This window comes from Oceanobacillus sp. CF4.6, assembly GCF_051262635.1.
GTDB lineage: Bacteria > Bacillota > Bacilli > Bacillales > Amphibacillaceae > Oceanobacillus.
This window is the reverse complement of record NZ_JBIMEX010000011.1, coordinates 43224-70078: the sequence shown is the minus strand read 5'-3', so window position 1 is coordinate 70078 and position 26855 is coordinate 43224. Positions and strand designations below refer to the sequence as shown.

General features: G+C 38.2%; 21 protein-coding genes and 1 riboswitch. Of the genes, 5 read left to right on the top strand and 16 right to left on the bottom strand.

The features are described from left to right. Positions 1–228 precede the first annotated feature (228 nt). From ACHABU_RS15680 to ACHABU_RS15650, 7 genes are all read right to left on the bottom strand, one after another. The gene (locus ACHABU_RS15680; protein WP_435765877.1) at positions 229–2598 is read right to left on the bottom strand and encodes a polyprenyl synthetase family protein; all 2370 of its coding nucleotides are present in this window, start codon (positions 2596–2598) and stop codon (positions 229–231) included. Between the two features lie 194 nt (positions 2599–2792). Beyond that, entirely contained in the window at positions 2793–3233 is a 441-nt protein-coding gene (locus tag ACHABU_RS15675; RefSeq protein ID WP_435765876.1) for a GNAT family N-acetyltransferase, read from the bottom strand. A 136-nt stretch (positions 3234–3369) separates the two neighbouring features. Further along, on the bottom strand, positions 3370–3549 hold the full coding sequence (locus ACHABU_RS15670; RefSeq protein ID WP_435765875.1) for a DUF2187 family protein: 180 nt from the start codon (positions 3547–3549) through the stop codon (positions 3370–3372). 189 nt (positions 3550–3738) lie between these two features. After that, on the bottom strand, positions 3739–5103 hold the full coding sequence (locus ACHABU_RS15665) for a TrkH family potassium uptake protein (RefSeq protein WP_435765874.1): 1365 nt from the start codon (positions 5101–5103) through the stop codon (positions 3739–3741). Between the two features lie 18 nt (positions 5104–5121). Then, complete coding sequence (locus ACHABU_RS15660) at positions 5122–5778, bottom strand: potassium channel family protein (protein ID WP_435765873.1); 657 nt, start codon at positions 5776–5778, stop codon at positions 5122–5124. Positions 5779–5863: 85 nt separating this feature from the next. Then, a riboswitch (cyclic di-AMP (ydaO/yuaA leader) is annotated at positions 5864–6020 on the bottom strand. Between the two features lie 238 nt (positions 6021–6258). Next, entirely contained in the window at positions 6259–7164 is a 906-nt protein-coding gene (locus ACHABU_RS15655) for a cupin domain-containing protein (protein ID WP_435765872.1), read from the bottom strand. Between the two features lie 91 nt (positions 7165–7255). Continuing rightward, complete coding sequence (locus ACHABU_RS15650) at positions 7256–8248, bottom strand: sodium:calcium antiporter (RefSeq protein ID WP_435765871.1); 993 nt, start codon at positions 8246–8248, stop codon at positions 7256–7258. A gap of 252 nt (positions 8249–8500) precedes the next feature. Here ACHABU_RS15650 and ACHABU_RS15645 point away from each other — a divergent pair, with 252 nt between their 5' ends. After that, positions 8501–10663, top strand: a complete 2163-nt coding sequence (locus ACHABU_RS15645; protein ID WP_435765870.1) for an FUSC family protein — start codon at positions 8501–8503, stop codon at positions 10661–10663. Between the two features lie 208 nt (positions 10664–10871). Here ACHABU_RS15645 and ACHABU_RS15640 read toward each other — a convergent pair whose 3' ends face one another. The 4 genes from ACHABU_RS15640 to ACHABU_RS15625 form a co-directional block, all read right to left on the bottom strand. Then, a complete protein-coding gene (locus tag ACHABU_RS15640; protein ID WP_435765869.1) occupies positions 10872–12068 on the bottom strand; it encodes a DUF4317 domain-containing protein in 1197 nt (398 codons plus the stop codon). A 110-nt stretch (positions 12069–12178) separates the two neighbouring features. Next, complete coding sequence (locus ACHABU_RS15635) at positions 12179–13030, bottom strand: MBL fold metallo-hydrolase (RefSeq protein ID WP_435765868.1); 852 nt, start codon at positions 13028–13030, stop codon at positions 12179–12181. 379 nt (positions 13031–13409) lie between these two features. Further along, complete coding sequence (locus ACHABU_RS15630) at positions 13410–13886, bottom strand: DinB family protein (protein ID WP_435765867.1); 477 nt, start codon at positions 13884–13886, stop codon at positions 13410–13412. A 69-nt stretch (positions 13887–13955) separates the two neighbouring features. Further along, entirely contained in the window at positions 13956–14411 is a 456-nt protein-coding gene (locus ACHABU_RS15625) for an SRPBCC family protein (protein WP_435765866.1), read from the bottom strand. Positions 14412–14627: 216 nt separating this feature from the next. On the opposite strand from ACHABU_RS15625, the gene ACHABU_RS15620 reads away from it, so the two are divergent. Further along, the gene (locus tag ACHABU_RS15620; RefSeq protein ID WP_435765865.1) at positions 14628–14954 is read left to right on the top strand and encodes a heme oxygenase; all 327 of its coding nucleotides are present in this window, start codon (positions 14628–14630) and stop codon (positions 14952–14954) included. Positions 14955–15044: 90 nt separating this feature from the next. Here the strand turns inward: ACHABU_RS15620 and ACHABU_RS15615 are convergent, their stop codons facing one another. Together ACHABU_RS15615 and ACHABU_RS15610 are read right to left on the bottom strand one after the other, a co-directional pair. After that, complete coding sequence (locus tag ACHABU_RS15615; protein ID WP_435765864.1) at positions 15045–16475, bottom strand: carbon starvation CstA family protein; 1431 nt, start codon at positions 16473–16475, stop codon at positions 15045–15047. Positions 16476–17333: 858 nt separating this feature from the next. After that, the gene (locus tag ACHABU_RS15610) at positions 17334–18542 is read right to left on the bottom strand and encodes a helix-turn-helix transcriptional regulator (protein WP_435765863.1); all 1209 of its coding nucleotides are present in this window, start codon (positions 18540–18542) and stop codon (positions 17334–17336) included. Positions 18543–18798: 256 nt separating this feature from the next. Here ACHABU_RS15610 and ACHABU_RS15605 point away from each other — a divergent pair, with 256 nt between their 5' ends. After that, positions 18799–20403, top strand: a complete 1605-nt coding sequence (locus ACHABU_RS15605) for a glucose PTS transporter subunit IIA (RefSeq protein ID WP_435765862.1) — start codon at positions 18799–18801, stop codon at positions 20401–20403. Positions 20404–20502: 99 nt separating this feature from the next. Here the strand turns inward: ACHABU_RS15605 and ACHABU_RS15600 are convergent, their stop codons facing one another. After that, positions 20503–21144, bottom strand: a complete 642-nt coding sequence (locus ACHABU_RS15600) for an alpha/beta hydrolase (RefSeq protein ID WP_435765861.1) — start codon at positions 21142–21144, stop codon at positions 20503–20505. Between the two features lie 274 nt (positions 21145–21418). Between ACHABU_RS15600 and ACHABU_RS15595 the strand changes: the two genes are divergently transcribed. Then, complete coding sequence (locus ACHABU_RS15595) at positions 21419–23449, top strand: LTA synthase family protein (RefSeq protein ID WP_435765860.1); 2031 nt, start codon at positions 21419–21421, stop codon at positions 23447–23449. A gap of 209 nt (positions 23450–23658) precedes the next feature. Here the strand turns inward: ACHABU_RS15595 and ACHABU_RS15590 are convergent, their stop codons facing one another. After that, positions 23659–24006 (bottom strand): DUF378 domain-containing protein, encoded by a 348-nt coding sequence (locus tag ACHABU_RS15590; RefSeq protein WP_435765859.1) that lies wholly within the window; start codon positions 24004–24006, stop codon positions 23659–23661. A 228-nt stretch (positions 24007–24234) separates the two neighbouring features. Between ACHABU_RS15590 and ACHABU_RS15585 the strand changes: the two genes are divergently transcribed. Further along, positions 24235–25440, top strand: a complete 1206-nt coding sequence (locus ACHABU_RS15585) for a sialidase (RefSeq protein ID WP_435765858.1) — start codon at positions 24235–24237, stop codon at positions 25438–25440. A gap of 40 nt (positions 25441–25480) precedes the next feature. Here ACHABU_RS15585 and ACHABU_RS15580 read toward each other — a convergent pair whose 3' ends face one another. Next, positions 25481–26839, bottom strand: a complete 1359-nt coding sequence (locus tag ACHABU_RS15580) for an FAD-binding oxidoreductase (RefSeq protein WP_435765857.1) — start codon at positions 26837–26839, stop codon at positions 25481–25483. Positions 26840–26855 lie beyond the last annotated feature (16 nt).

Below are 26855 nucleotides of genomic sequence, written 5' to 3'. Positions count from 1 at the left end.
AAATATAGAATGATTATCTGCATTCTTTTATCGCGCGACTTCTGGTCTCGATCGAGCGACTTTCCGCTCGGATTGCGCAACTTCTGGCCTCGATCGCGCGACTTTCCGCTTAAACCGCGCAACTTCTGGCCTCAATCGCGCGACTTCCCGCTCTGACCGCGCAACTTCTGGCCTCGATCGAACGACTTCTCGCTCAGATCCGCACAAGTCAGCTTAAGTAAACAAACCTCAATGATCACGATTCACTAAATAATTCAGGAAATGCTTCAGAAAAGTAATCGGCTGTGGGAGCTCCTGCAAGACTTCTGAAGCAAGGCAATAATGCTCCCACATTGCTCTTCTGGCACCATCAACACCTAATATGGACACAAACGTTGCGCGGTTGTTAGCCATATCCTTCATAGGGGCTTTCCCGAGTAATTCAAGATCCCCCTCCACATCCAGCAAGTCATCCTTGATTTGGAATGCAATGCCGGCATGGTAGGCGAATGTTTTTAAAGCTTCTATTTCCCCTTTACCGGCGAGAATTGCAGGCATAATAAGTGACGCTTCAAAGGCCATTCCCGTTTTATAAAAACACATCGTATTTAGTTGCTCCAGGGTCAATTGTTTGCCTTTTGAATCCAAGTCCATCGCTTGGCCCCGGCACATATCTGCTGTCATTTGGGAGGAATAGCGGATTAGATGAAGTACTGTTTCCGAATCGAATGACGTAAGGGACGCTTGTTCTTCATACGCCTTTTGGGTTAGAAACAGTCCGGTCAATTCTGCATTGGCAGTGTTATACACCTCATGCAAAGTAGGACGTCCCCTGCGGATGGATGCATTATCCTGGGATGGCAGATCATCAAATATTAAGGAAGCCGTGTGCATGTATTCCAGTGATTTCAACAGTGGTACAATGGCAGTCTCATCCAATCCATACTCATGTACACCCATGAACCATGTCATCATTGGACGGAGCCGCTTTCCATCCCCTTCCAGACTGTAGTTAGCAGCATCTAGAAGTGGCGCCTTTATCGATGGATCCTCATTGCTATTCGGGAGATGTAATAGGGTATTGATTTGAATGCGTACGGTTTCGGCGGTTTCCAAAAATTCCTCTTGTTCCTTCCGATCCTTTTTCAACGTAGTAATGATATGGTCCCGAAGCAGTTTATCAAAGAAATCCACATCATCTGCTTTTTGAACCATCTGTTGGATCAAGCGATTGAATGTCGGATTAAATGAAGCAAATATTTCCATCACTTCATTGTAGGTTTTGGTTCCCTTTTTCTCCTTGAATCGTTTCAGACCGTTTATTGCACGATCCAACATCACCTCACAGGCCTGTTTGTCCGAGTGATAGACATGATGAATCAAGTGGGAAATGACTGTCCAGTATAATTCAAATGGATTGATCAGATCTTTACGCTTCTCATGGTGGGTCAAATAATACGTATAGGGAGTAACAGCACCAGCTTTCAGGTCATCAAACATATCTGCAAAATCATCAGCAAGTTGGTTGTAAATACCATAATAAAACGTCCGGTCCTCAAATCCATCATCTTCCTCTGCACTGATTACCGAACGGACGATTAACCGTGACGATGCTGATTTTAAAATGATGGGGATATACAGCTCTTCATTCGAGTAATCAGTATTAGATAGATCCTTGACACGGTCAATTTCCTGGGACCGAAAAAATACATACGATTGCTCAAAAAATGAATGGAGTGTTTCCGGTCGCTGATGCGTCTTAATATAGGCAAAAGCATCACGAAGTTCCCCGTGAATATAGTAAATTAACTCGGCATTCTTCCCGGTCCACACATCCAGTTCCGGCACATTCCCAGTAACAATGGCGGTACGAATCAAATCGGAATAGCTTGCCTTCTCTTCATCGGACAGGACATTCGAATCGAGAAGATCGTCGATAAGTGGGTAGGTCAATCCATAGGAATAGCCGAGCCTTATTGCCGTATCCAGTTTTTCTGAACGGTCTTCAGGTGCAAGATCATTGCTCATCTCTTCAAGTTCATGCATGAGTACACCGGCAATGATTTTAATTAGCTTCCGCTGGGCTTCATCTACATCCATCCCTCTTGGAATATTGGCGGAAACCGTTTTTATTTTATCCATCACCCAGATGATTGTAGACTCTATGCCTTCCTTCTGCGCCAAACGGTACAACGCGGCCATATGAAATGTTTCGATCGTGTTACCTTTATCTGATTGAGTCAGGTACCTTTTAAAATCGGCCACGACTTTCCGAATCCTTTCTTGCGTATCAGGAGCGTCTAAGGCTTTCCCCAAATCACGCATGAAAATATAGGAAATGCTGCGGTCGAGGTAGTTATCCAATTTTCCGCTTGCATCGAGCCATTGGATATAACGTTGATACTCTGAAAAATCCCTTTTTCCTTTTCTACGTGACAAAAAGGAAAATAAGGAATAGGTATGAATATGTTTTTGTTTCCACGTTTGTATATCTTTAGTCAGGTTCACGACATCGTCTTTTTCCTTTAGCTGCACAGAAAGTAATTTAAAATAATCAGCCGCCTTCTGTTCGGCCAGCTGATAACATCCATCTGCATTTATGATTAACTTCTCTTTCATTACACATTCCCTCTACTCATGTCTCTTATATTTGTAAGTACTATAATTCAATCAATATCTATATAAATATAATCCAAAAGTAACATCATTATAACTAGAAAGCTAATTTGGATTCTTTAGTTTGTAAGGACGGACATTATATACTCAAAAATAAAAGAACGCTAATCCTTAATACAGAAAGGCGTCCTTTAACTTCATTCATTTATCGACGTTTTAAATACGTAGCTTACTTTGTCATAATTCATCCGATCTTCATAAAAACGATGTGCATCTGTACGTTGTAATCCTGATGATAATGCGACACTTTCATACTTATTTTCTTTTGCCCATTTGTGAACAAATGTAAGTAGTTTTTCACCATATCCTTTGGAACGCAGCTGATGGTCTGTTACTAAGTCGCACACCCAAACAAATCTCCCATAATATAGAGTTATCATCGGTTTAAATCCTGAAACTGCAACTATTTTTTCATTATCATACAAAGCAAACATTTTGTAGCTATCGTTTTTCTGTGCGTCGATTACTAATTCCAGATATGTCGTTTCGTCTAAATGCGTCCGTAGCTGTCTCATTACCGGAAAGGCTCCCCGTATTTCATTTTGTGATTGAAGTTCTTTCACTTTTAACGTTCCCATAACATTCTCTCCCTTTATCGTTCTCTTTATCTTATTTCCTGCTTTCTCCGTTAAAAGTCCCTTGCCACAATAACACTATTTTCATAAAGAAAGGTGCTTTCCCTCATTACAGGGAAGCACCATCTAGTGACATCAATCAAATTACCTCATAATTTCTATGTCCTACAATTGTTTTATTTCCTTTAAACTCTAAGTCTGTCTGATTTTCAGTCACCATAACCATCACTGAATTATCATAGATTTTTTCAACAATACCTATGATTCCTGACTTGAAATAAATTTGATCGCCAATTTCTGCATTCTTCTCGGAGCTCAATATATTTCCCACCTTTACAAAATGCTTCTTTTTGTTTAGAAACTGAACTACTACACTTAGTTTATCCTATGAAAGTAAAGAAAGTTTAAATATTATATGTTATTTTCATTAAAAATTGTTACAGCGATTGTAATATTTTGATTTTATATAGAAAAGCAACCAATTGTATAAGCCATATAATTGATCATACTATCCAATAATTACCCTTTCCTTTGGATAATGATAATTTTCTTTTGTTTCTTTTCCTCTTATAAGAAATAAGAAGGAGAATATGCCTATTCTACCTACAAACATTAAAAATATAATAATCCATTTTCCAGCTGTACTTAATTCAGGAGTAACACCCATGGATAAACCAGTTGTCCCAAATGCGGACGTAACCTCAAAAGCGATCGCTAAAATGGGGAATGGTTCAATATAAGCCAGTAAGATAATTGCAGTGAAACACAACATGGCAGCGGTCGTGATTACCATAAAAGAACGAATGATGTCTTCGTTATCCAGTTCTCTGCCAAATACTTTAATACCAGTTCTTCCCTTAGCAAAATTATAAATAGCTAACAACATAATTGCAAAGGTAGTCGTTCTAATACCCCCACCCACACTGCTTGGTGATGCCCCGATAAACATGAGCACGCATAATAAAATTAGTGTAGGAGGTGTAAACTCACTTACATCCATGGTAGCTAGACCACCATTTCTCGTAGTAACCGATTGGAATAGGCTATAAAATATCTTTTCATGCCACACCTTATCCGCCATAAAACCGTTACGTTCCAAAATCAGGATCAAAATCATTCCTACTACAATAAGTGCAAAAAAAGTGATTGTTGTCAGTTTGGTAAACAAGGAAAAGCTATGCCTTGGATTTCCTTCCCGATGATCTCTTCGTATATAATCTTGAAACTCGAGCAGTACAGGAAAACCAATTGCTCCTAGTGTTAATAAGACTATATTTATAAACTGTACGAAATAGTCATTCGCAAAAAGTTCCAATGATGAACCCGTAATATCAAATCCAGCATTCGTAGTAGCACTGACAGCTCCAAAATATCCTTGCAACAAAGATTCTTGCCATGTATCGAAGTAATTTAAAAAATATGCACTTAAAATGATCGTACCTACAAGTTCAATCAGAAGAATGGTTTTCAGGATTTTCAGGATTAATTGAACCGAACCTGACAATGATGTTCTGTTTTGATCTATTTGAATAAGTTGCCTGCCCCTTAGACCAATCCGTTTACGAAATATTACCCAAATAAAGGTGCCCAGCGTCATGATCCCAATGCCTCCAAATTGCAGTACAAACGTTAATGCAATTTTCCCCGCCGTATTAAACGTATCCGCAGTAGAAACAACTGTTAATCCGGTAACGCTTATTGCACTCACTGCAGTGAAAACCAGGTCAATAAAAGATAACGCTACTCCTTCATTATGAAAAATGGGCAGACTCAGTAACCCCACTGAAAATAGTACAGCGATAGCATAGAACAATACAATAAGTCGAATAGCTGATAAATAGGTCAATTTAATTTTTCTATTGGATAAATCCATCGTTTTGCCCCTGTCTACCTAGAATCCTTTTTCTTCAAAGCGTTTCAGATCTTTTATATGTCCCATCACAACCAACATATCTCCTTTAGAAATAACATCGTGAGGCATAGGTGCAATGTTTAAATTTCCCTTTTGTTTAATTGCAAGTATCGTGCAACCAAATTTTGCACGAACATCCAACTGTACTAACGACTTATTGGATAGTTTTTGAGTTGCCACTAGTTCCACGATGCTATAGTCATTCGAGAGCTCTATATAATCTAGGAGTTTACCGGAATCAAGTTGGTTGGCAACGCGGATGCCCATTTCTTTCTCTGGTTCGATGATCCGGTCAGCGCCTACTTTTTCAAGTATTTTTTTATGATGTGGATCCCGTGCCTTTACCCATACCTCATTTAAGCCCATTTCCTTTAGTATCAAAGTACATAAAATACTTGATTCAATGCTATCTCCTATTGCAACAATCGCATAATCGAAATTTTTAACACCATAGTTTTTAAGCGCGTTTTCATCAGCTGCATTTGCAATTACAGCGTAGTAAGAATAATTGGAAGCCGCCTTAACTCTGGCTTCCTTTATATCAATAGCCAATACTTCATGTCCCAGTTCATATAATTGTTTACAAACACTTCTACCAAATCTTCCTAGTCCAATAACTACGACTTGCTTTTCCATATAAACCCTCTTTTCTATATCTATCTACATAAAAAAAGACCAATTCAAATAGAAGGGTCTTCGGCACAACCACCGACCTTACTCTCTAGTGATAAATTAACGCTTACGAGGTTAGCTGTCGGATGAGGAGTGAGAGTTTCCCTTCTTACTTATGTAAGATTTACCCCAAGATAGCATCGTCTTCTTATCCTATGCTATCCATAATGGTTTCCCCGTTCAAAAAGATTCAGCGATATAAAGGTGTACGGATATTTATATACAATAAACATAATCTACTCCGTTTGTTTTATTTTGTCAATTGCTTTTATTCATTCTTTCCGGAACAAATTTCAGATTGTTAACTGCTGTAATAATTAAATTAAAAAGCTGATCTGATCAATTATTCATTTTAACGCTTGTGTGTCTATTAAAAATAACGTACTAAATCTTGGGCGATTTAGTACGCTAAATATAATGTGATCTTTTCTCTGTAATTACATATTAGTCTTCGTTTTCTTCAGCAGCCATTGCATCTGCTTTTGTTTCATGAACAGTTCCAAATGGATGCTCAGGTGGTGCATAGATTGTATAAAGTTTAAGAGGTACATCCCCCGTATTTGTTAAATTATGCCATTTTCCTGCGGGGACCATTATCGAAAAGTCATCATATACATTTTCTTGAAAATCCAGTTGATCCTCTCTATCCCCCATTTGAACCACTCCTTGCCCCTGTTCAACTCGTAAGAATTGATCGACCGTTGGATGGATTTCTAAACCGATGTCTTCCTCCACTCCAATACTCATTACAGTAACCTGCAAATTGTTTCCCGTCCATAAGGCAGTGCGAAACGTATCGTTTTGAGTCGTTGCCTCTTCAATATTCACCACAAATGGTTGGGATCCATAATCTCTTAATACAATGCTGTCATCCCCGAGCGAACTAAATCGTTTAGCATGCTCTACTTCATCCGTACAAGCACGCAAAAATACTTCTCGAACAGGTGAATGCTGCGTAAGTATATAACTATTTCGATATTCTTCATAATTCTCTACTTCTGCTTCATAAGCCTTTTGTAATCCTTCTTGATAATCTTTAAATGTAACCTTGTCGATTTCGTAAACAGGCTGGCTTCCATTTAGCGATGTATACAGATTGGTAAATTGTTGCAAATGGACTTTTTCATCTTCTAGTGCATGAAGAATATCACGCTTATGGTTTAAATCTGGCGCATCCTCTGCTAACCGACTGTAAAAATCAATGTTTGATGCTTTTCCCTTTATTCCGGAAAATATAGCTTCAATTACAGTGTGACTGTGTACTCCGCGGTTTCTTGACATAACATCTGAGTTATATGGTGCTGCGTTTACGTAATAAGGATATGGATACATATTAGGAGAATCGTACATGGTAATCATTCCCTTCACAGATTTATAAAATTATACTATGCATGATGTTTAGGGAATGTACACCGAATTTATATCGATATTCGTTTTCCTCCTAGCCCAAGAAAATAAAATAGGAAACGACAAAGTAACCGACAACAGTGATAATGGAAGGAATACTGTATGTCCACATCGATTTGGATTGTTCTCTCAAAAGCCCCCAAATGAGTACTGCAGATAAAATTGAAACTCCGATAGCAGTATATAAATTCGAACCTGATACATCTGCTAAAATGGATCCCCCTTGATACACAGCATCTGATACAGCTAAAATTACCATATTGAACATATTACTTCCTAGAATGGATCCAACAGCCATATTCGGGTTTTTAAGACGGAAGGCGGTAAATACAGACACGGCTTCGGGCAATGATGTCGTTGCTGCAATAAGAAAACTCCCGACAAAACTCGATCCCAACCCTGTTATAACAGCAATTTGATCACCTGTGATGGACAGCACGGTCCCTACTGCCATGATGACAATAGCAGCAATAATGAATCCTATAGTAGCACTTTTTAGTGATGTTTCATTTTCTTTCATCGGCTTATGCAAATGCTTCTCCGTCCCTCCTTCTTTCGGAGGTGAAGGCATCCGGCTAATCAGTATCATTCCGACGATGTAGATAACGAGAATCAGCAATGCATCAACACCAATTCCAAGGATGGTGTAATCAATTTTGAAGACAAGTGCTATCGTTACCATCAGAATTAAAAATAGCCCAAGAACGGCTGAATAAATATGATTTCGGTTAACGAGATTAAACAATTGTTTTCTTCTAAAATACAAGTCAAATCCAGCTAGAATTAATAAATTAAACAAATTTGAACCGAGCATATTACCGATCGCAATATCGACGTTATTTATAATTACCGCTGAGAAACTTGTTGTAATCTCAGGAAGAGACGTAGCTCCGGCTAATAGAAAAGTTCCGACGAGCATCCCACCCATTGCGGTCTTTTCACTAATTACATCCGCAAACTTCGATAACTTCATTGCAGCAAAAACGGTTGCAATTGCAGCTAAAATAAAAAAGACAAATACCAACATTTCCCACTCCTTCTTTAAAAGCGATACCAGAAGAGCATTACTTGTCGAAACAGATATACTCCAAGGAACCATGGAACCCTACCTATTATTATTACCACATCTTTTACCGAATCAAACTTAGTATGTTGTCCATGTCAGAAGTTTATGTGAATGACCCACGTATTACATGGTGGGATATCCGATTTATTTGGATATCCATGGAGCCCATGGTAAAATTAAAGTCTCATTAAAACAGAAAAGATAGGTGACACTATGAAAGCGTTGTATAAAAGAAATCACTGGCTAAGTAGACTACAAGCTTCTGACCCTGGTCAAATACGTCTTTTTAAAGCTGGGAAAGCTACCATCAGTTTAATATTGTCTCTCTTTACTACGATGTTCATTGTAAGTACAAGCGGAAATGATCCCCTCTTTCCAGGTGTTGTCTCGGCAATGGTGGGAATGATGGGTATTATGAACGTTTTGGACGAATCAAAAAAAGAGAAGAAAGTAACCACTTTATTAATCGGTGTTTCTGCTATGATTGGAGTCACACTCGGTTCTATCCTAGCTGAGAATACCTATTTGATTGATGTAGTTATGATCATTCTTATTTTTGGAAGCTTTTATCTTACTCGCTTTGGTGTACGTTATTTTTCTCTTTGCATGATTGGATTTATGACTGTATATATTTCTTCCTTTTTAAACCTATCAATCTACCTGATGCCTTGGTTTTACATGGCCATTACAATTGGTGTAGCTTATGCATACGTATTGAACTTCATCCTTTTTCAAAGCACAGCGAAAAGTTTAAAAAGAAGCATCAATTCGTTCCACATTCAGAGTAATCTTACATTTGATCTATTAATAGATGGAATGAAGAATAAGAAACTAAGCCCGAAGCAGGAAAAACAGCTGCAGAAGCATGTTCTCAAGCTTAGGGAGTATGCAATAATTGTTTCAGGATACATCAACACAGCAGATGTAAAGGAATTATGGCCCGGTTTAACAGTTGCTCAATTACGGCTTTATGTGTTTGATACGGGCATGCTTATCGAAACGTTGACTAATTCAATTCAAAGTTTAAAAGAAGCCGATGCGCTGGAGATTGATGAACTTAGGCGCATCTTAATATGGTCAACTGAGTCGCTTCGTGATACCGAAGTACTAGCTTCCAGCTATGAAAAACAGAATTTAGCAGAAGCAGAACTCTCTGTACAAGCACTAAGACTGCTTATTGCAGATTTGTTTGATCGTAAACAGCAACCTGAGAGATGGCTATTTTTAATCCGCCGTATCGAGTCAATTTCAAATCATGTGATAAAAGGAGCGATTACTATCCAGCAATCGCTCCATAGCGAAATCGACACGGTGGAGGAAGCAATAGAGGAAGATAAAGATCCTGTAAAAGAAGATGAGAATGGTTTGAAGCCATCAACCAAAAAAGCCTACCAAGCTCTAGTAGCAGGTACAATAGCAATTATCGTCGGTCAAATTATCTCACCTACCCAGCCGTATTGGGTACTCCTTACAACGTTTATCGTCTTACTAGGAACACAATCAATTGGCCGGATTTACACGAAGGGATACCAACGATCTGTCGGTACAATTATTGGGGCGGTGCTTGGTTTTACGATGGCTAAGCTTCTTTCTGGCCAATCCACCTTTGAAGTGATTATGATATTTATCGTCCTATTTTTAGCATTTTATTTGCTTAGTGTTTCCTACACATTAATGAATGTTTTTATTACGATGTTGATTGCATTTATGTACGATATCTTAATGGGTGGCATTACATTATCCCTAATTGGAGCACGCGTCATAGATACGATTGCTGGTGCTGCCATCGCACTTGGTGTATCAACCTTTATTTTCCCAAAGAAAACAAGGGATAAAATTTCTGAATCGATTAATGACTATTTAAACGAACTGAAACCTTATATAACAACGTATGTAAAGGGATTTAAAGAAGATGTAAATGTGAAAGAGCTATCCGAAAGCGCCTTTCAACTTGATCAGAAGCTTCAGATCATCAAGGATGAAGCAGTTTCCATCACACAACGCTCTGAATCACCCGCTCAATCAGATACCATTCGATGGATAACAGTAATTGCAGCAATTAACTACTATGCAAGACAATTAGTTGCTTCGAGTTATCGCAAAGGATTTGATTACCCGGAGGAATTAGTGGATGTCTTTACAACAATGGAAGAAAAGCTAGATCACAATATTGAAGCAGTAACAAATCTGCTTGAAGGTAAAAACGAAGGCGATGTAAAAGTGTACCGCCTCAACGATGAACGGGAACAAATCGAACGGCACTCACCACGAAGACATCAATCCAAACGTGACCTGATCCATCATCTGTATTATGTATGGCGAATTAATCAGTCGATCGTTGAATTAGGATTGGAAGCAGGAGCAAAAGAAGCATAGCATTATGGAATGATCTTCATTTATGAAATGAAGATCATTTTTTTATTATTCTAAGGCAAGGATTAAATTGACGTACCCTCTGTTTATGAGTTACCTTCTCATGGCTTTTAAGATTTGTTCGGCATTTGTCCAATATGCAATGGTTTCTACCAATCTATAACCATAGAAAAAAGACAGGATTATCACTAAACCTGTCTTTTTTCTATGATTATTCTTCTTCGTCTTGTTCTTCTGCCTTTTGAAACAACACCTCGGGAATCATTTCAAAGCCTTCAATCATCGTATTTTCTTCCAATTCAATCATTAAACAAAGCTTTCCATTAATATGGACTTGCCGCATATACCGTAAATCTTGTGGACTGACGGTAATATTCGCTACTTTTGTTTTGATCTTAATCGACTTGGATTCATATTTTGGTAGGATGCTCGTTGCTTTTAACTCAAATTTTTCATCATCAATTATCTTTTTAAAAGCAGATTCTACCTTTTCCGGATCGATATTTTCTATTCCACTGCTTTTTAATACTTGTTCTACATCTCTATAATCTAATTTCGGTACATCTTCTTCTTCATTCTCTACGACGACACGATGGATTTCTTCATAGACGTTTGAAAGGGTGGATGTATTGATTTGATCTCCAGCCACGTCTTTCACTATTTCCTCAAATACAATTTTATCGTCTTCTGCAGTCATGGCATCTTCTGCATTTAAAACCTTTTCAACAAAATGATAATCTAGTTCATACGGTTTCTCGGCAGCATAAAGCACATGATTCACATCTGCTACATGATCCGTAAAGCACGGGAATAGAAACCCTCCTATTGGGGCTTTCAGATTAATAACTGGATCGACAACAAAATTATACTTAAATTCCTTCGCTACATAATCGAATAACAATTCCTTTTTCGGATCCTGCGTTTTATTTATACTCCCCAGAATGAAGGAATGGGAATAAACCTTATCTCGTACACTTTCTTCTGTCTCTCCACTGTTTCTTTTTGTCGGTTTCAAATATTCACCTTTGATAAAGGTAACAACAATATCCATTTCGTATTGCTTATCCTTTAGCATTTTCTCAACCATTTGCAACATATGGGCTTTCCATTCTTCCGTATCGTTCGTTAAGATCCCTTGATGAAGAATAAGCTGGCTGCTATTCTCTACATCACGCTGAAATTTCAGTTCAAATAATTTTTGATCTAATTGCCCTGTCAGGACTTTCTTGAAGTTCATCATAAATAATTCTTGCTGTTCCTGTTCAAGCAACTCAAATGGCGTGCTTTGGTGATGATAAATATCACTTGATTCTTTCATAATATACACGGTAAAAATATCTTTGATTTTCATCAAATCATTATCTACTTTAAATTGTTTCTTGATATCGGCGATGTCTTTTTTATTCAAAATGATTTCTCTCCCAATTCTCTATCTTCAGCCATCATGTAAGACTAGCTATAATACATTATTCCATTTTATCATAGAAAATGGGGTTTCATCCTAGTTAAGAAATAATTCTATTTCTCTTTCTTTTGATTACCACTTACAAAGTTTTGAATATATTCCAGTTGTTCTTCATTTGATTTTTTTCCTCGCACCGCGTTAAATATTGCGACTGCTTTTTCAAGTGAAACTTCATCCCCTACCATTTCGCCAATGCTCGTTAATTCATCAAAGAAGCCGTTCATTTCTTCTCGCGTTTTCGGTGACTGATGACCGGTCACATACCAATCAGCATCATATTTTTTTATTTTTTTCAGTAAAATGTCAAGTTCTTTTTTATCGTAACTCCACTCGCCACTATAAAAATCCTGATAGATACAATCGCCAAGGAACACAATCTTTTCTTCTGGTACATAAATAATCGATGAATCCTGAGCATGTACCCCACCGACATGTTCCACGACACAGGTAATGCCACCCAAGTCTATCTCCATCTTCGTTTGGAAGGAAAGATCCGGTGCCTGTAACTCCAAATCGTCACGTGTAGGCATTTCGCGTTTAATCATATCGCGGCAAAATTCGATTTCTTCCCCGGTTTCTACACGGGCATCAAGAGACGCATCATCCCATTTTACGTTTTTCAGATCATCTATTTTTTTCTTTGTTTCCTCGTGACTAATCGCTAATAAATTCATTGTTTTCATACCAAAAATATGGTCCCAATGCCAATGTGTAATGACAACAAACTTAATGGGCGATCTGACCTTTTCTCCGGCCAGGTTAAGAAAATCGCTTGCATGTGCCGGAGAATTCCCTGAATCGACGACCAGACTATATGTTTCCCCACAAATTAACCCTAAAGTGGGACGATCCGTTTCTGAATAATGAGGCATATAATATACGTTATTCGCTAGTTTTTTTAGCATTCAAATACCTTCTCACCTATTTTTTAGTTACAAACGTCCATGATGATTATTGTACAGTATTCTATCCTGACAAACAAAAAAGGATGTATTTCTGATGACAGAAACACAATCATAGGCGATAACCAATGAAATAAGCTCAGTCCATGGACTGAGCTTATCCTCCTATTATTCATTAGCAAATATCTCTTCTAAAAACCTTTCCCTGATGCTGAAGGAAGTATTTGGTGATTTGAAAAGAATCTGTCATCTCGTAATCTATTTCTTTAATCTCACCTTGATCAAAACTTAAGATGGTAGCATCGGGTAGCCTAAAAGAATTGGAGAATGCGTTGCGATAATGAACTGACTTTCTCCTAATGAGACCAAATCATGCAAAATTCTAGTAATTACCCTGTTCTTTTGTCGGTCCCATTACTCCAGGAACATGCAAGTCTGCCTGACGCAATAGAACAGTCATTTGACCTCGATGATGTGTTTGATGGTGGATTACATCTCTTAGAATTGCCCCACGAGGTGTTAGTCTACCAAATTGATCTACTTCCTCCAACATTTTTTCATCCGTCAGTTTCTGTTTGACCTCTTGAACCAGTCTTTCTGAAATCTCTTTATAGGTTTGGACAATGCCTGCAGCTTCCTTAGGTACAGAACTTTCTGATGGAACCGTTACATCCAGTCCTACCATATCAGCAAAAAATGCAGTACTTGTCATAATATGCCAACCTAGCCAACCAAGTGTACTATGTCCCTCCACAATAGCCTGGTCCAATTTATCATCTGTCAATGATTCCAAAACCTGGATGGTGCCATGTGAAGAATTCATCCAATCACTTAAAAAGTCATCTACTGTTCGATACATATTGTTCACTCCTACTTTTATATTCTAGTTATATCCTAACGGTTTCATAGAACGAATTCAATAATGCCGTTACGTATTTTTTGTTTCTGCAACTTTCCTCACACGTTCTGTAAATTGTACGACCACCTTATCGGAAGCGAACACTAAAAATAGCTTGATAAACCATTTCAATGGATTATTTGTAGTTGTATATTTAAAATACGTTTTATTGTCCGTGATTTTTTTTAATTCATATAATGCAGTGATCTCAAACATATTTGCAAGGGTAAAGCCGACTTTAAGTCTTTTCTCATCGGTAGTATTTCTATATTCCAATGTTTCTACATCATATTCTTCGATACGTTTACCTTCTTTATATTTCTGCCGATAGACGCTTCCAACTACTTCGTCCGTTATTTTAACAGCCTTCTGATCCACCACTTGAGGCATAATTTGCTTCATCTTATCCAATGAAGAACCATCCAAATAACTCCAAACCACTTCTATGGGTGCATCTATTTCTATATCTTTCGACCATTCTTTCATACCCTTACCTCCATCATTTGGATTTCCTATTCTTATACGCATTCTTAGTATAGTACTAATTCGATACTTTTTCGCTATAACCTTCTTTTTCCGTAGGTGACGACTTCTTTCAAATTGGTAATTATCCTCTATGTGACAGAAACGTCAATAAAAAGGTATACTGGTATTGTAAGTTCTTACCTCGTAACTTTTGAAAAAATCAAGGAGGCTATCGATATGATTATCGTAACAAACAGAATCAAGACAAAAAAGGGAATGGCTGCAAAAATGGCTCCAGCCTTTACTAAATCAGGTCCCTTGCAGAAAATGGAAGGTTTTCATAAAGTGGAAGTATTGATTACCCAAAATATTGAGGACTACGATGAAATGAATGTAAATATGTACTGGGTAACAATGGAAGACTTCACTCTTTGGAGAAATAGTGATCACTTTAAAGAAGCACACAAAGGAAGCAAGGCAGATTCGGAAAAAGAGTCACCAATTATTGGAAGTGAGATTATTATCTCGGAAATCGCCTCCACGATCAAAGCTTCCCCTGAATAAGGTGCGATCACTGTCACTTCCCGAATGATGTCGAATAAAAATAGCCTTTCTTTTCTTCTATTGAAAGAAAAGAAAGGCTTTTATTATTGTCTATGCTGCTTTCATATCTACTTCTATTTCATCCACTCTGTTTCTTTTCGCTCTTCTAAAGAATCCGAAAGTTAGAACAACGGTTAACACCAACCCAAGTACGAATGAGATATTTAAGTCTAAGTTGAATCCAATTTTAGCATTCAAAATATACACAAACACCATATACGTCATAAAGATTGCAGGAACTAAGGAAACAAAGTAATTCTTTCCTTTAATAAATAAATACATCGTTCCAATCCAAAGGGCGATTGCTGCGGTGGATTGGTTTGCCCATGAGAAATATCTCCATAGAATATTGAAATCAATAAAGGTCAGCGCGAATGAAATCACAAATAGCGGTATTGCAATCATCAATCGATTGATCGCTTTTTTCTGTCCGATATTTAAATAATCCGCAACAATGGATCGCGCCGCACGGAATGCGGTATCCCCGGAAGTGACTGGAAGTACAATCGCACCCAACACAGCAATTGTTCCAGCAACTGCTCCAAGTAACGTAATCGCGATTTCATTGACAGCAGCAGATGCTGTACCACCCGCAATGATTTCACTTAACGTTTGTCCATCGAATAAACTCATCGCTGCTGCTGCCCAAATCATGGCAATAATTGCTTCAGCGATCATCATACCGTAGAAAATATAACGACCTTGTGATTCTTTTTGGGTTGTCCTTGAGATAATTGGCGATTGTGTTGCATGAAATCCAGATAGTGCACCACATGTAATAGTAAAGAATAGAATTGGGAAAATTGGTAAATTGTCTGGATGCAAGTTTACTAACGTTAATTCTGGAATCGTATAATCCGAGAAAATCAGCGATATCCCGATAGCAATCGTTCCAAATAATAGTACTGCCCCAAGCACTGGGTAAATTCGACCGATAATTTTATCAATCGGCAGAATCGTGGATAGGAAAAAATAAATGAAAATAAATCCTAAAATAACCCCGAAAGCTACTTTTCCATCAAGCAAAATATCAATGAGTGAAGCTGGGGTCGTAACAAATACAGTACCTACGAGAACTAATAGCAATAAAGAGAAAGCGTTCACAATATGTCGTGAAAATTTCCCAAGAAACTTACCTGCAAGCTCAGGTATATGTGCCCCTTTGTTTCGAATGGATATCATTCCGGTTAAATAATCATGCACTGCCCCTGCAAAGATTGAACCGAAAACAATCCATAAAAAAGCTACTGGGCCAAATAAAGCCCCCATAATTGGACCAAAGATTGGGCCCGTCCCAGCGATATTCAGTAATTGAATCATCGCATTTTTTTGTTTTGGCATCGGCACAAAGTCTACCCCATCTGCAGCCGATATTGCCGGTGTATCTCTACTATCTGTCGGAACGAAAATTTTCTCTATAAATTTTCCGTACGTAAAGTAGCCGACAATTAATAGAATGATAGATACAAAAAATGTAACCATATTATTCATCCCCTTTTGCATAAAAATGAAACCGCTTGCAATACTATTATAATCTATTAACGAGAAATATCAAGTAGTTTTCGGTAAATAGAAAGTGAACTATTTGGTGCCTGTCACTCCCCGAGTTTTGTCGAATCTTGTCGAGGGTTTTATCCGGCTTGACAGCTGTATGTTGGAAGAATTTAATGGAGGTTTCTAAAAATTTGCTTACACTAAAAAAAGTCATAACAAAAACCGATTCTCATTTACCTCATGGAATCGGTTTTGGGGTCACTTTTATAAAATTTGCTTACTGACATGTTGATATCCTCGCTTTTTCACCGTATTATCTTTTTCTAAAGATTTGGCCATAGAATACTGCATTTTTTTCAATATGTTGATCGAGTTTTTCAAAGATTTTCTTCATCTTATTTCATCTTCTTTCTGATTTATAGTTGTTAGCGGCTCATTCTTTCATATGCGTCCACATACAAATCAAACGATTCTTTTAGTAAATCTTTCATCATCTTTTTCATGTTTTATCCCTCCCTTTTCTTGTTACTTTAATTATGGTATATAAGGAAGATTTTTACAAAGTCCATGAAATCGATAACATTGACGATGAAAACGGAAACAACGGAAATGAAAACGAGTCCATCTCTTTAATTCATAGATTTACACTCTTTTCCTTTGTTTTACTCAATGATTGGAGTCGATATTCAGAAGTAATTCGCTTACATTTTTCGATTTGGTTGTGCTACTCCTAATCCGAAAGCAAAAACTTGCGTAAACAGCATATCCAAATTGTAATTATTCCAACTTTCGGTTATAAAAATAAAATAAAATAAAGCTAGCTCTTCACATGAAGGCCAGCTTTTCTTATTGAATTTCCCCATCCCTATACTCAGATGGTGTACAGCCTATATCTTTCTTAAAAACCCTTGCAAAGTAGGATGGATCATCATAACCAATAACCCAAGCTATTTCTTCAATAGATAAAGTCTCTGTCTTTAACAGATGTTTTGCTTTATTTAGTCTTATCATTTGCTGGTAAGCAGTTATTGTAAGTTCTGTTTCTTGTTTGAATTTCCGGGATAAATAACCTGCATGTGTATCACAAAGTAAGGCTAATTCTTCATTATTTATCTGCTTATCATAAAAACTAAGCAGGTGTTCAATCACCCTCTGTGTCATTCTTGAATAATTTCTTAATGTGTTTGAAGTTACTAAGTCGCAATACTCTTCAATCATACGATCCTCTAGTTGATTTATGGTGGCTATATTGGTTGCATGCTCTATTTCAAATGCATACTTTTCGGAAATATGATGAATCAATATAGCAGGGACATCACTATTTCTTGCTGCTGTACGCAGTAAAGTATTAAGTACGATTCTTAAATTTTTCAATCGACGCAAGGGTTGACTTGGAAATCGTTCCGAAAAAGAGAACAGCATATTATCTGAACTTATCAGTTTTAAAGCAGACGTTTTATCTCCATGTTCAACGGCATGCATAAAATCTTTTTCGATTTTGTAACGTAGTTTTACCAGTTCAGCGTCTTCATCTACGTTAAGATTATCTACCTTCTTATCTGAAAAACTATTATTTTTTTCTTCGATAATAATTGTCGGCGTTGTTTCATTATGTACCATTTTATCAACTTCTTGGAGAACCGCAGCAAAACTGCTAGCTTGCTGTATCGTGAGTATCGAAATTTTATCGCTCACTACTCTTAGATCATTACTTTGTTTGTTGCTGAAATTATATTCCCTGGATAAACGAAATAAATTAGGGGTATTTTCAAAATATGGACCGATAATAATGGTATATACATCTTCCTTTTCTTTAAAGGAGTACCCAAAGTAATGTAACCCCCATTCGTTTATATAAGAATAAAGATGCATTCGTTGTTTTATTTTTTTATAGAAGTTCAAAACATCCGCTTCACCCGAACCTGGCATGTAATCCGGAATTGAAATTATTTCGCGATAGTAAATAAAATCCACATTTTGATCTAATACATATGTATTTAATTGTGTTATATCGTGTATTTTCATAGCTGTAGAGACCATTTTTGATATTTCCAAACCTGATTCCCCCAATATTTCTTTAAATGATAGGTGATTTTAATCCGCTTTAAGTTAAATAAGTCCTAACAGTTTTAAATTGATTTAATTATAATAATACCATAACACCGCTTTCATCCCTAAGATTATGAAGAGGTGTTCCCATTAAAATTTTATGCACATGATAAAATGTACCAGGACGAGCTATGTTATCATCTCTCTACCTTCGTTTTATCCTTCTAAATTTTATCAATACAGTATAGAGGAGAATAGTCATATGAGTGATCAACACCATGAGAATAACGAACAAAAAGATTTGCCAGACAAAGAAGAATCGGCGCTAGCTAAAGTATTAGGAGTACTTTCCGGAAGTTTTGCACCGATCATCGGTGTGCTCGCAGGTGCGGGCTTACTGAAAGCGCTATTAGCAGTTTTAACGATGGTAGGTTGGCTATCTACTGAAAGCGGTACCTATATCGTTCTATCCGCAGCAGGAGATGCCGTGTTCCACTTCCTTCCTGTATTTCTAGGGATTTCAATCGCCATTAAACTAGGCGCGAATGGATATGTCGGTGGTGTTATTGGAGCATCGCTTCTAACACCAGAAATTGTACATCTCGTAGAAGACGGAACCCGGACCATCGACTTTTTAGGAATGCCTGTCCTTTTGGCAGACTATTCCTCTACCGTGTTTCCAATTTTTATAGCCATGTTTGTTTATGCAGCATTAGATAAGTTCTTGAAAAAAGTCATCTATAGAGATATTCAAATGTTTATCAACCCAATGATCTCATTATTGATTCTCGTTCCGTTGACTATGCTCGTTTTTGGCCCTATAGGAACTATTATTGGAGAAACGCTTGGTTCTCTCATTAGTTTCCTAAGTGATACAAGTGGAATTTTAGCAGGTGCTGTTATGGGTAGTGCTTGGACGTTCTTGACCATTGCAGGTTTACACTGGACCGTCATACCAATTGCTATCGCAAATCTTGCAACAGGACCTGATCCAATTATTGCAATGGCTGCACCAGCACCATTTGCGCAGGTTGGTATAGGGATTGCTGTTTTCATGAAAACGCGTGATAAAGACTTGAAAGCTCTCGCCGCTAGTGGTATTGTGCCTGGGGGCTTGGCCGGAACAACAGAAGCAATTAACTACGGTATCATACTGCGTTATCGACGGACGATGATTTATGTCATCATTGCTGGTGCAATAGGTGGTGCAATCAATGGGGGCTTTGGTGTTCAAATGATTGAATTTGTACTACCTAGTTTACTGTCCATTCCAGCCTTTTCACCTATCGGACAATATGTAATTGGTATTGGAGTTGCTTTTGTTCTTGGATTCCTTTTCACATACGTTTTCGGTTACGAAGGGAAAACGAAGAAAGTAGATGACAATTACAACCATCTCATTGTTGGTGTAAAACCTGAAACAATTGGAAGTCCTTTACATGGAAAAGTCGTACCCTTGTCGGAGATTAATGATCCGTTATTTGCTACTGAAACAGTTGGTAAAGGGATTGCTATTGAGCCTGAAAAGGGTGAAGCAGTCTCCCCTGTCAATGGCGTCGTAACTACTCTATTTCCAACTGGACATGCATTAGGCATCACTTCAGACGATGGAGCCGAAGTACTTATATTTATTGGTGTTGATACCATTAAACTGGGAGGAAAGTATTTCACACCACATATCAATCAAGGTGATCGAGTTAAAAAAGGTGACCTGCTTATTGAATTTGACATCACGAAGATCCAAGAAGCCGGATACCGAACAACTACACCAGTTGTCGTCACAAACACGGAAGAATATCTGGTTGTTAAAGGTACTGAAAGCCCATCCGTCAAGCAAAATGACGACCTATTAAAATTAACAGTATAGGTGGGAAAGCGTACTGGCACTCCCGATATTGGATTTAGGATATAAGCGAAGCCATAGCTATGATAGCTATGGCTTCGCTTTTTTTTCGGGTTTCTTCTATTATAATCCGATCATTCCAAACCATTCTCTCAAATCATTATAATTCTCCTGGGAAACAGTATGTCCTGTGGCGTATTGTTTAAATATTACCTTTGCACCCTGGTCTTTAAAGAATTGCTCGTTTTCTGGTGCCCATTTAAATGGTAGCACCTGATCCATCTCACCATGCGATATAAAGATGGATAAATTGCTAACATCCTTTATGTCATATTCATGTTTTACAAATTCCGGAATATAACCACTTAGTGCAGCAATACCTTTCACACGATTCCCTAACACCACACCAAGTGTCATGGAAAGAATCGCTCCCTGGCTGAATCCAGTAAAATGCAGCTTGTCCTTATCAATTGGATACCTTTCACACGTATAATCGATAAATTGGGTTAATTGCGTGACAGCGTTATCGAATACTTCCCGATGTGGTTTACCAAATCCTTCAATCGTGAAGAAAGCATATCCTGGCGGCTGACTGATTGGACCTCGCACGCTGTATATGTAACAGGATTCCTCAAGCCCCTCAACTAACCCCAATAGATCCTGCTCATTACTCCCCATTCCGTGAATAAGATATAATGCAGGATAAGTCTTTCCTTCCTCTATAATAGAAGGTTTACGTACTTCATATATCATTGGTGCTTCCATTTTCACCACTCCTTTTCTATCCCTTCATTTTAAACGCTTTTGGTAGCAGAAGGAAATAATCGTTCTCCCTGTTTCCTAAAAATTGATATTGCCTAAAAAATAGGTCTTTTTAACTTATTATATTCCTTTTATCCATAGTGTCGTCTGCTTTGCCACAAATTTTACATAAAAAACACTTTGACTTAACAATAGGTACTGCTATATACTTAGAACTTGTAACTAATACATTTCTATGTAAATTAGTTAACTGATTTTAAACTATGAGGTGAAAAAAGTGAAGAAATTGTTATCTTCGAAGATGGGATTCTTCGCAATCGCTGTTGTTCTTTTTTGGATAAAAACATATACGGTATATAAAACGGAATTTGACTTAGGTGTTAGTGGTGCAATGCAAGAGTTCCTATTATTCTTTAATCCTCTAAGTTCAGGATTAATCTTCCTCGGGCTGGCATTGTTTGCTGTAGGCAAAAAAGCCGGACGTCGAATTATTATTTTTTCCTTTATTCTAGGCTTTATCTTGTATGCAAATGTTGTGTACTACCGATTTAATGGTGACTTTATTACAATAGCTACCATGATGCAAACGGATAATTTTGGTAGTTTGGGTGGTAGTATACTAGGTTTAATCGCACCGCATGATATTCTTTATGCATTGGATTTGGGTATTTTAATCGTATTGTATAACAAATTTAAATCAAATTGGTCAACAGAACGTGTACAGCTGCGCAAGCCATTCATGGTATTAGCTGCCGGCGCTATTGCTTTCGGTGTTAATCTAGGATTAGCTGAAATCGATCGCCCGCAACTATTGGAACGTGCATTTGACAGAAATTATTTGGTGAAATATCTAGGTACCTATAATTTTATGATTTATGATGGTATTCAAAGCTTTGAATCATCGACACAACGAGTTCTGGCTGACAGCAGTGATATTACAGAAATAGAAAATTATACAAAGAGTAAGTATGCTGCACCAAATGCCGAATACTTTGGAACTGGTGAAGGAAAGAACATTATCAAGATCCATCTGGAATCATTCCAGTCCTTCCTCATTGATTATGAACTACATGGTGAGGAAGTTACCCCATTCTTAAATTCATTGGTAAATGATCAAAGTCAGGATTACACCTACTTTGATAACTTTTTCCATCAAACAGAGCAGGGAAAAACAGCTGATGCGGAGTTGACAACGGATACGTCCCTATATGGTCTGCCACAAGGGTCTGCTTTCGTTACAAAAGGTGACAATACGTATCAAGCATTACCAGCTATACTGGATCAACAACAAGGTTATACGAGTGGCGTTTTTCATGGAGACGGTAAATCGTTCTGGAATCGTGATGAAGTATACAAACAGCTTGGTATCAATGAATACTATTATGACATTTTCTTTGATATGAGTGAAGAAAAGGTTATCAATTATGGTTTAAAAGATAAGCCATTCTTTGAAGAATCTGTTCCATTACTAGAAGAGATGGATCAACCATTCTATGCACATATGATGACATTGACACACCATCATCCATTTATACTTGATGAAGGAGAAGCAAGCCTTCCACCTGCAGAAACCGGTGATGGTACGGTCGATCGATACTTTCAGACAGCTCGTTATTTAGATGAATCATTAGAGAAATTCGTTACTGATTTAAAAGAAGCTGGTCTTTATGAGGATTCCATTATAATGATCTATGGAGACCATTATGGCATCTCACAAAATCATAATAAGGCAATGGAAGAAATTATGGGAGAAGAAATTACACCATTAAAAAATTCAGAACTACAACGTGTACCATTTATGATTCGTATTCCAGGTGTAGACGGTCAAGGAACAAATCATGCCTATTCTAGTCTTGTTGATGTTATGCCTACCCTATTGCATATTCTAGGTATTGATGCAAAAGATTATATTTTATTTGGTACCGATATGTTTTCTGAAGACCATAAAGAATTTATTCCATTCCGAAATGGTGACTTCGTTACAGAGAGATACAGTTCCATTAATGGAATCTTTTATGACAATACAACAAAAGAAATAATCGAAGAACCAACGGATGAAATGCTTGAAATGACAGAGACTGTCCTTCATGAGTTGGAACTTTCCGATAAAGTATTAAATGGAGACCTCTTGCGTTTCTACACACCTAATGAAGATTGGGAACCAGTAAATGCAAGTGATTACTTCTACGGTGAAGAAGAACTGATTGAAGACGATGTTGAAGTTGAAGAAGAACTGATTGAAGAAGAAGTTGATGTTGATGTTGAAGTTGATGTTCAAGATGAAGTTGAAAATGAGAATGCGAGCTAACAAAAACCATCCGGTGTATCCAACATCGGATGGTTTTTTCGATATATGTGCCACAATCAGGTTTGCATCAAAAGGACTGACCTCCGACTGGTGCCTGTCACTTCCCGAATTCTGTCGAAAGCCTTGTATCACAGTCATTTATTCGTGATACACGCTTTTTGTAGAGAATAATTACTGTTTTTATTCAGCCATTTTTCCTAAAGACAAAATTACTCCCTGTCTCTTGGTGGGTTTAACATCTCTTCTGTATCCTCGGTAATAGTTGTAGGTCGGTTGGAAATTTCTGTTTCCTCCCCAAACTCTGTTCCATATTTAAGGTTTCCAGGTCGTCTGCCCTCATCATTATCCGCATCCAATGCTGCCTCCATAGGGTTAAACAGAGCAACTATATAGTATAGGGCACTCAATCCAACAAGTCCATAGACCAATCTTGATAAGAAAGCGTCCTGCCCACCAAAAATTGAGGCTACTAAATCAAATTGAAAAAAGGCAATCAGACCCCAATTAAGAGCACCAATTATAATCAATGTTAAGGCAATGGTCTTTAAAGTCCGCATATATATCACACCTCCCTTGACGATTTATTACAGTTCCAACTTAGCTTTTGTTTTATATTCAATTTTAATACCAAAAAAATTTACAGGTGCCTGTCACTCCCCGAATTTTGGCGATATTTGTCGATTTGACTTAAATTTTTTTTGCTTAATGAGATCACGATTTCGTTTGTTTTTTATTCCCGTATTTCTTCTTCCTGCATATGCTAATGAAAAAGCGGAGGAATGCAAATGTATTACTATTATCCTTATGTACCAACTTATTATGTTCCAATGAGTTATGTTGATCCATCTTCTATGAATATGCGTCAACAGCCGAGTGTACAGGAAGTCCTACAAACGCTTCGAACACAGCACAATAATTTATATACGCAATTGGTGCAAGCTGGAATGAACAGACAAATCGTGGATTATGCATTTTTCTTTGTCGTAAGCTATACGCTCAATCAAGCAAACACCAATTTGCCGGCTAATCAAATCTATAATCAATTTCAAAGGCAAGTACCTTGGTTTAATATCCTGTTCAGACAATTTAATATACCTCAAAACTTAGTAAATCGTGTGTTGATTAGAGTCATTGAAATTACGTTAGATGCACTGGAAGATGACGCAGAGCAACCGGCTCCTGGTTGGTCCGGTTGGGAAAACTTAGGTGGTACCTTAACTTCTGCACCAGCAGTGGCATCATGGCAGCCAAACCGCCTTGATGTCTTTGGTCGTGGAACAGATCAAAGTCTTTATCATATCTGGTGGGACGGCAGAAGCTGGAGCAATTGGGAAAACCTTGGTGGCACATTAACATCTCCACCAGCAGCAGTTTCTTGGGGGCCAAATCGAATCGATACCTTTGTACGCGGTACAGACCAAGCTCTTTATCATAAATGGTGGGATGGCAGCAGTTGGAGTGATTGGGAGAGCCTTGGTGGGACATTAACGAGTGGTCCAGCTGTATCCTCCCGCCGTCCAAATCAACTTGATGTCTTTGTACGCGGTACAGGTAATCGCCTTTATAAAAAAACATGGAATGGTTCACGCTGGGAAGATTGGGAAGACCTTGGTGGTACCTTATCATCCGAACCAGCCGCTGTCTCTTGGGGGCCAAACCGGATTGATGTTTTTGCAAGAGGGCAAAATCAGGACTTAATTCACAAATGGTGGAATGGAACGAGCTGGAGCAATTGGGAAAGCCTTGGTGGGACATTGACAAGTGCCCCAACTGTCTCTTCTCTCCGCCCAAATCAGCTTGATGTATTCGCTCGAGGAACAAATAACAGACTTTATAAGCGAACTTGGAATGGTGCCCGCTGGTTGGATTGGGAAAATCTTGGTGGGACATTAACATCAGCCCCTGCTGCTGTTTCTTGGGGACCTAATCGAACCGATGTCTTTGCAAGAGGACAAAATCAAAATCTTATCCATCTTTATCGCGGCAACTAAACACGAAAAAAAGCGAACAGTGCCAGGCACTGTTCGCTTTTTAATGTATAAATAGTTTACCTGGGTTGAGGATTCCTTTTGGATCATACATATGTTTCGTTCGCTTCATCACTTCCAACGCCGCACCATGTTCTGCTTCCTGGAATTTCATTTTGCCAAGTCCCACCCCATGTTCGCCGGTGCATGTGCCGCCTACTTCAATTGCTTTTAAAACAATGGCATCGCTCGTCTGCTCTGCTGTTTCACATTCACCATCCACATTTGGGTTATACATCACGCTCGTATGAAAGTTACCATCACCCACATGTCCCCAAATTGCTCCTTTCAGACCACTTTGATCCATCCTGGTTCTGGCAAAAGAAACAAGTTCGCGCGTCCGTGAGATTGGCACACAAACATCACCACCAATTTCACAGATCTCTTGTTGATGGGCAATGGCATAATTTAAATCTTTTCTAGCTTTCCAGATCTCATTCATCTTTATTGGATCATTTGCTGCTATCCAATTCTCACAATTAAGATCATGCATTAATTCGCTTGCACGTGCAACTTCTTCTTCAACTGCTCTTTTTGACCCAGCAAATTCAAAAAATAAGGAGTGCTTCACCGGGAAGGACTCCCCACTATGATGGTTGATCATCGAGATGCTGACAGCGTCAATCAGTTCCATACGCAGAACAGGAATCCCCGCCTGTAAAATTGTCTGGGCGGCCTTAGCACAATCGTCCAACGAATCAAACGTACATCTGGCCATCATATTGTATTCAGGGATACGATGAAGTTTTAGCGTAACTTCAGTTATAATGCCGAGTGTCCCCTCAGAGCCAGTAAATAATCCTGTAAGATGGTAGCCAGATGAAGATTTCCTCGCTTTTGAACCAGTACGTATGACGGTCCCATCAGCAAGCACTACTTCCAAATCAAGCAACTGATCACGCATTACTCCATAACGGACTGCCGTTGTCCCACTTGCGTTCGTAGCAACCATACCACCAATCATCGCATCCGCTCCTGGATCAACCGAAAACATCAGCCCATACTCGTTCACCAGTCGGTTCAGCTGTAAACGAGTAACACCTGCTTGAACGGTAACCCGCATATCTTCCGGAGAAAATTCAATGATTTTATTCATGCGTTCAAAATTCATTACGATTCCCTTTTGAATTGGTATTGCTTGTCCTTCCAGTCCTGATCCCGCACCAAATGGGGTGACTGGCACAAAATTGGCACAAGCAATTTTAAGAATCTCCGCAACATCTCCCGCAGATTCAGGAAAACAAACGACATCAGGCTCAACAGCAGAATGAATGGATTCATCCTTGCTATGCTGCATTAACACCGTTTTATTTTGGCTGATTTTATCCTTGCCAAGTTTTTCAATTAGTTGTTGTATATACAATGGTAGCACCGCCTGT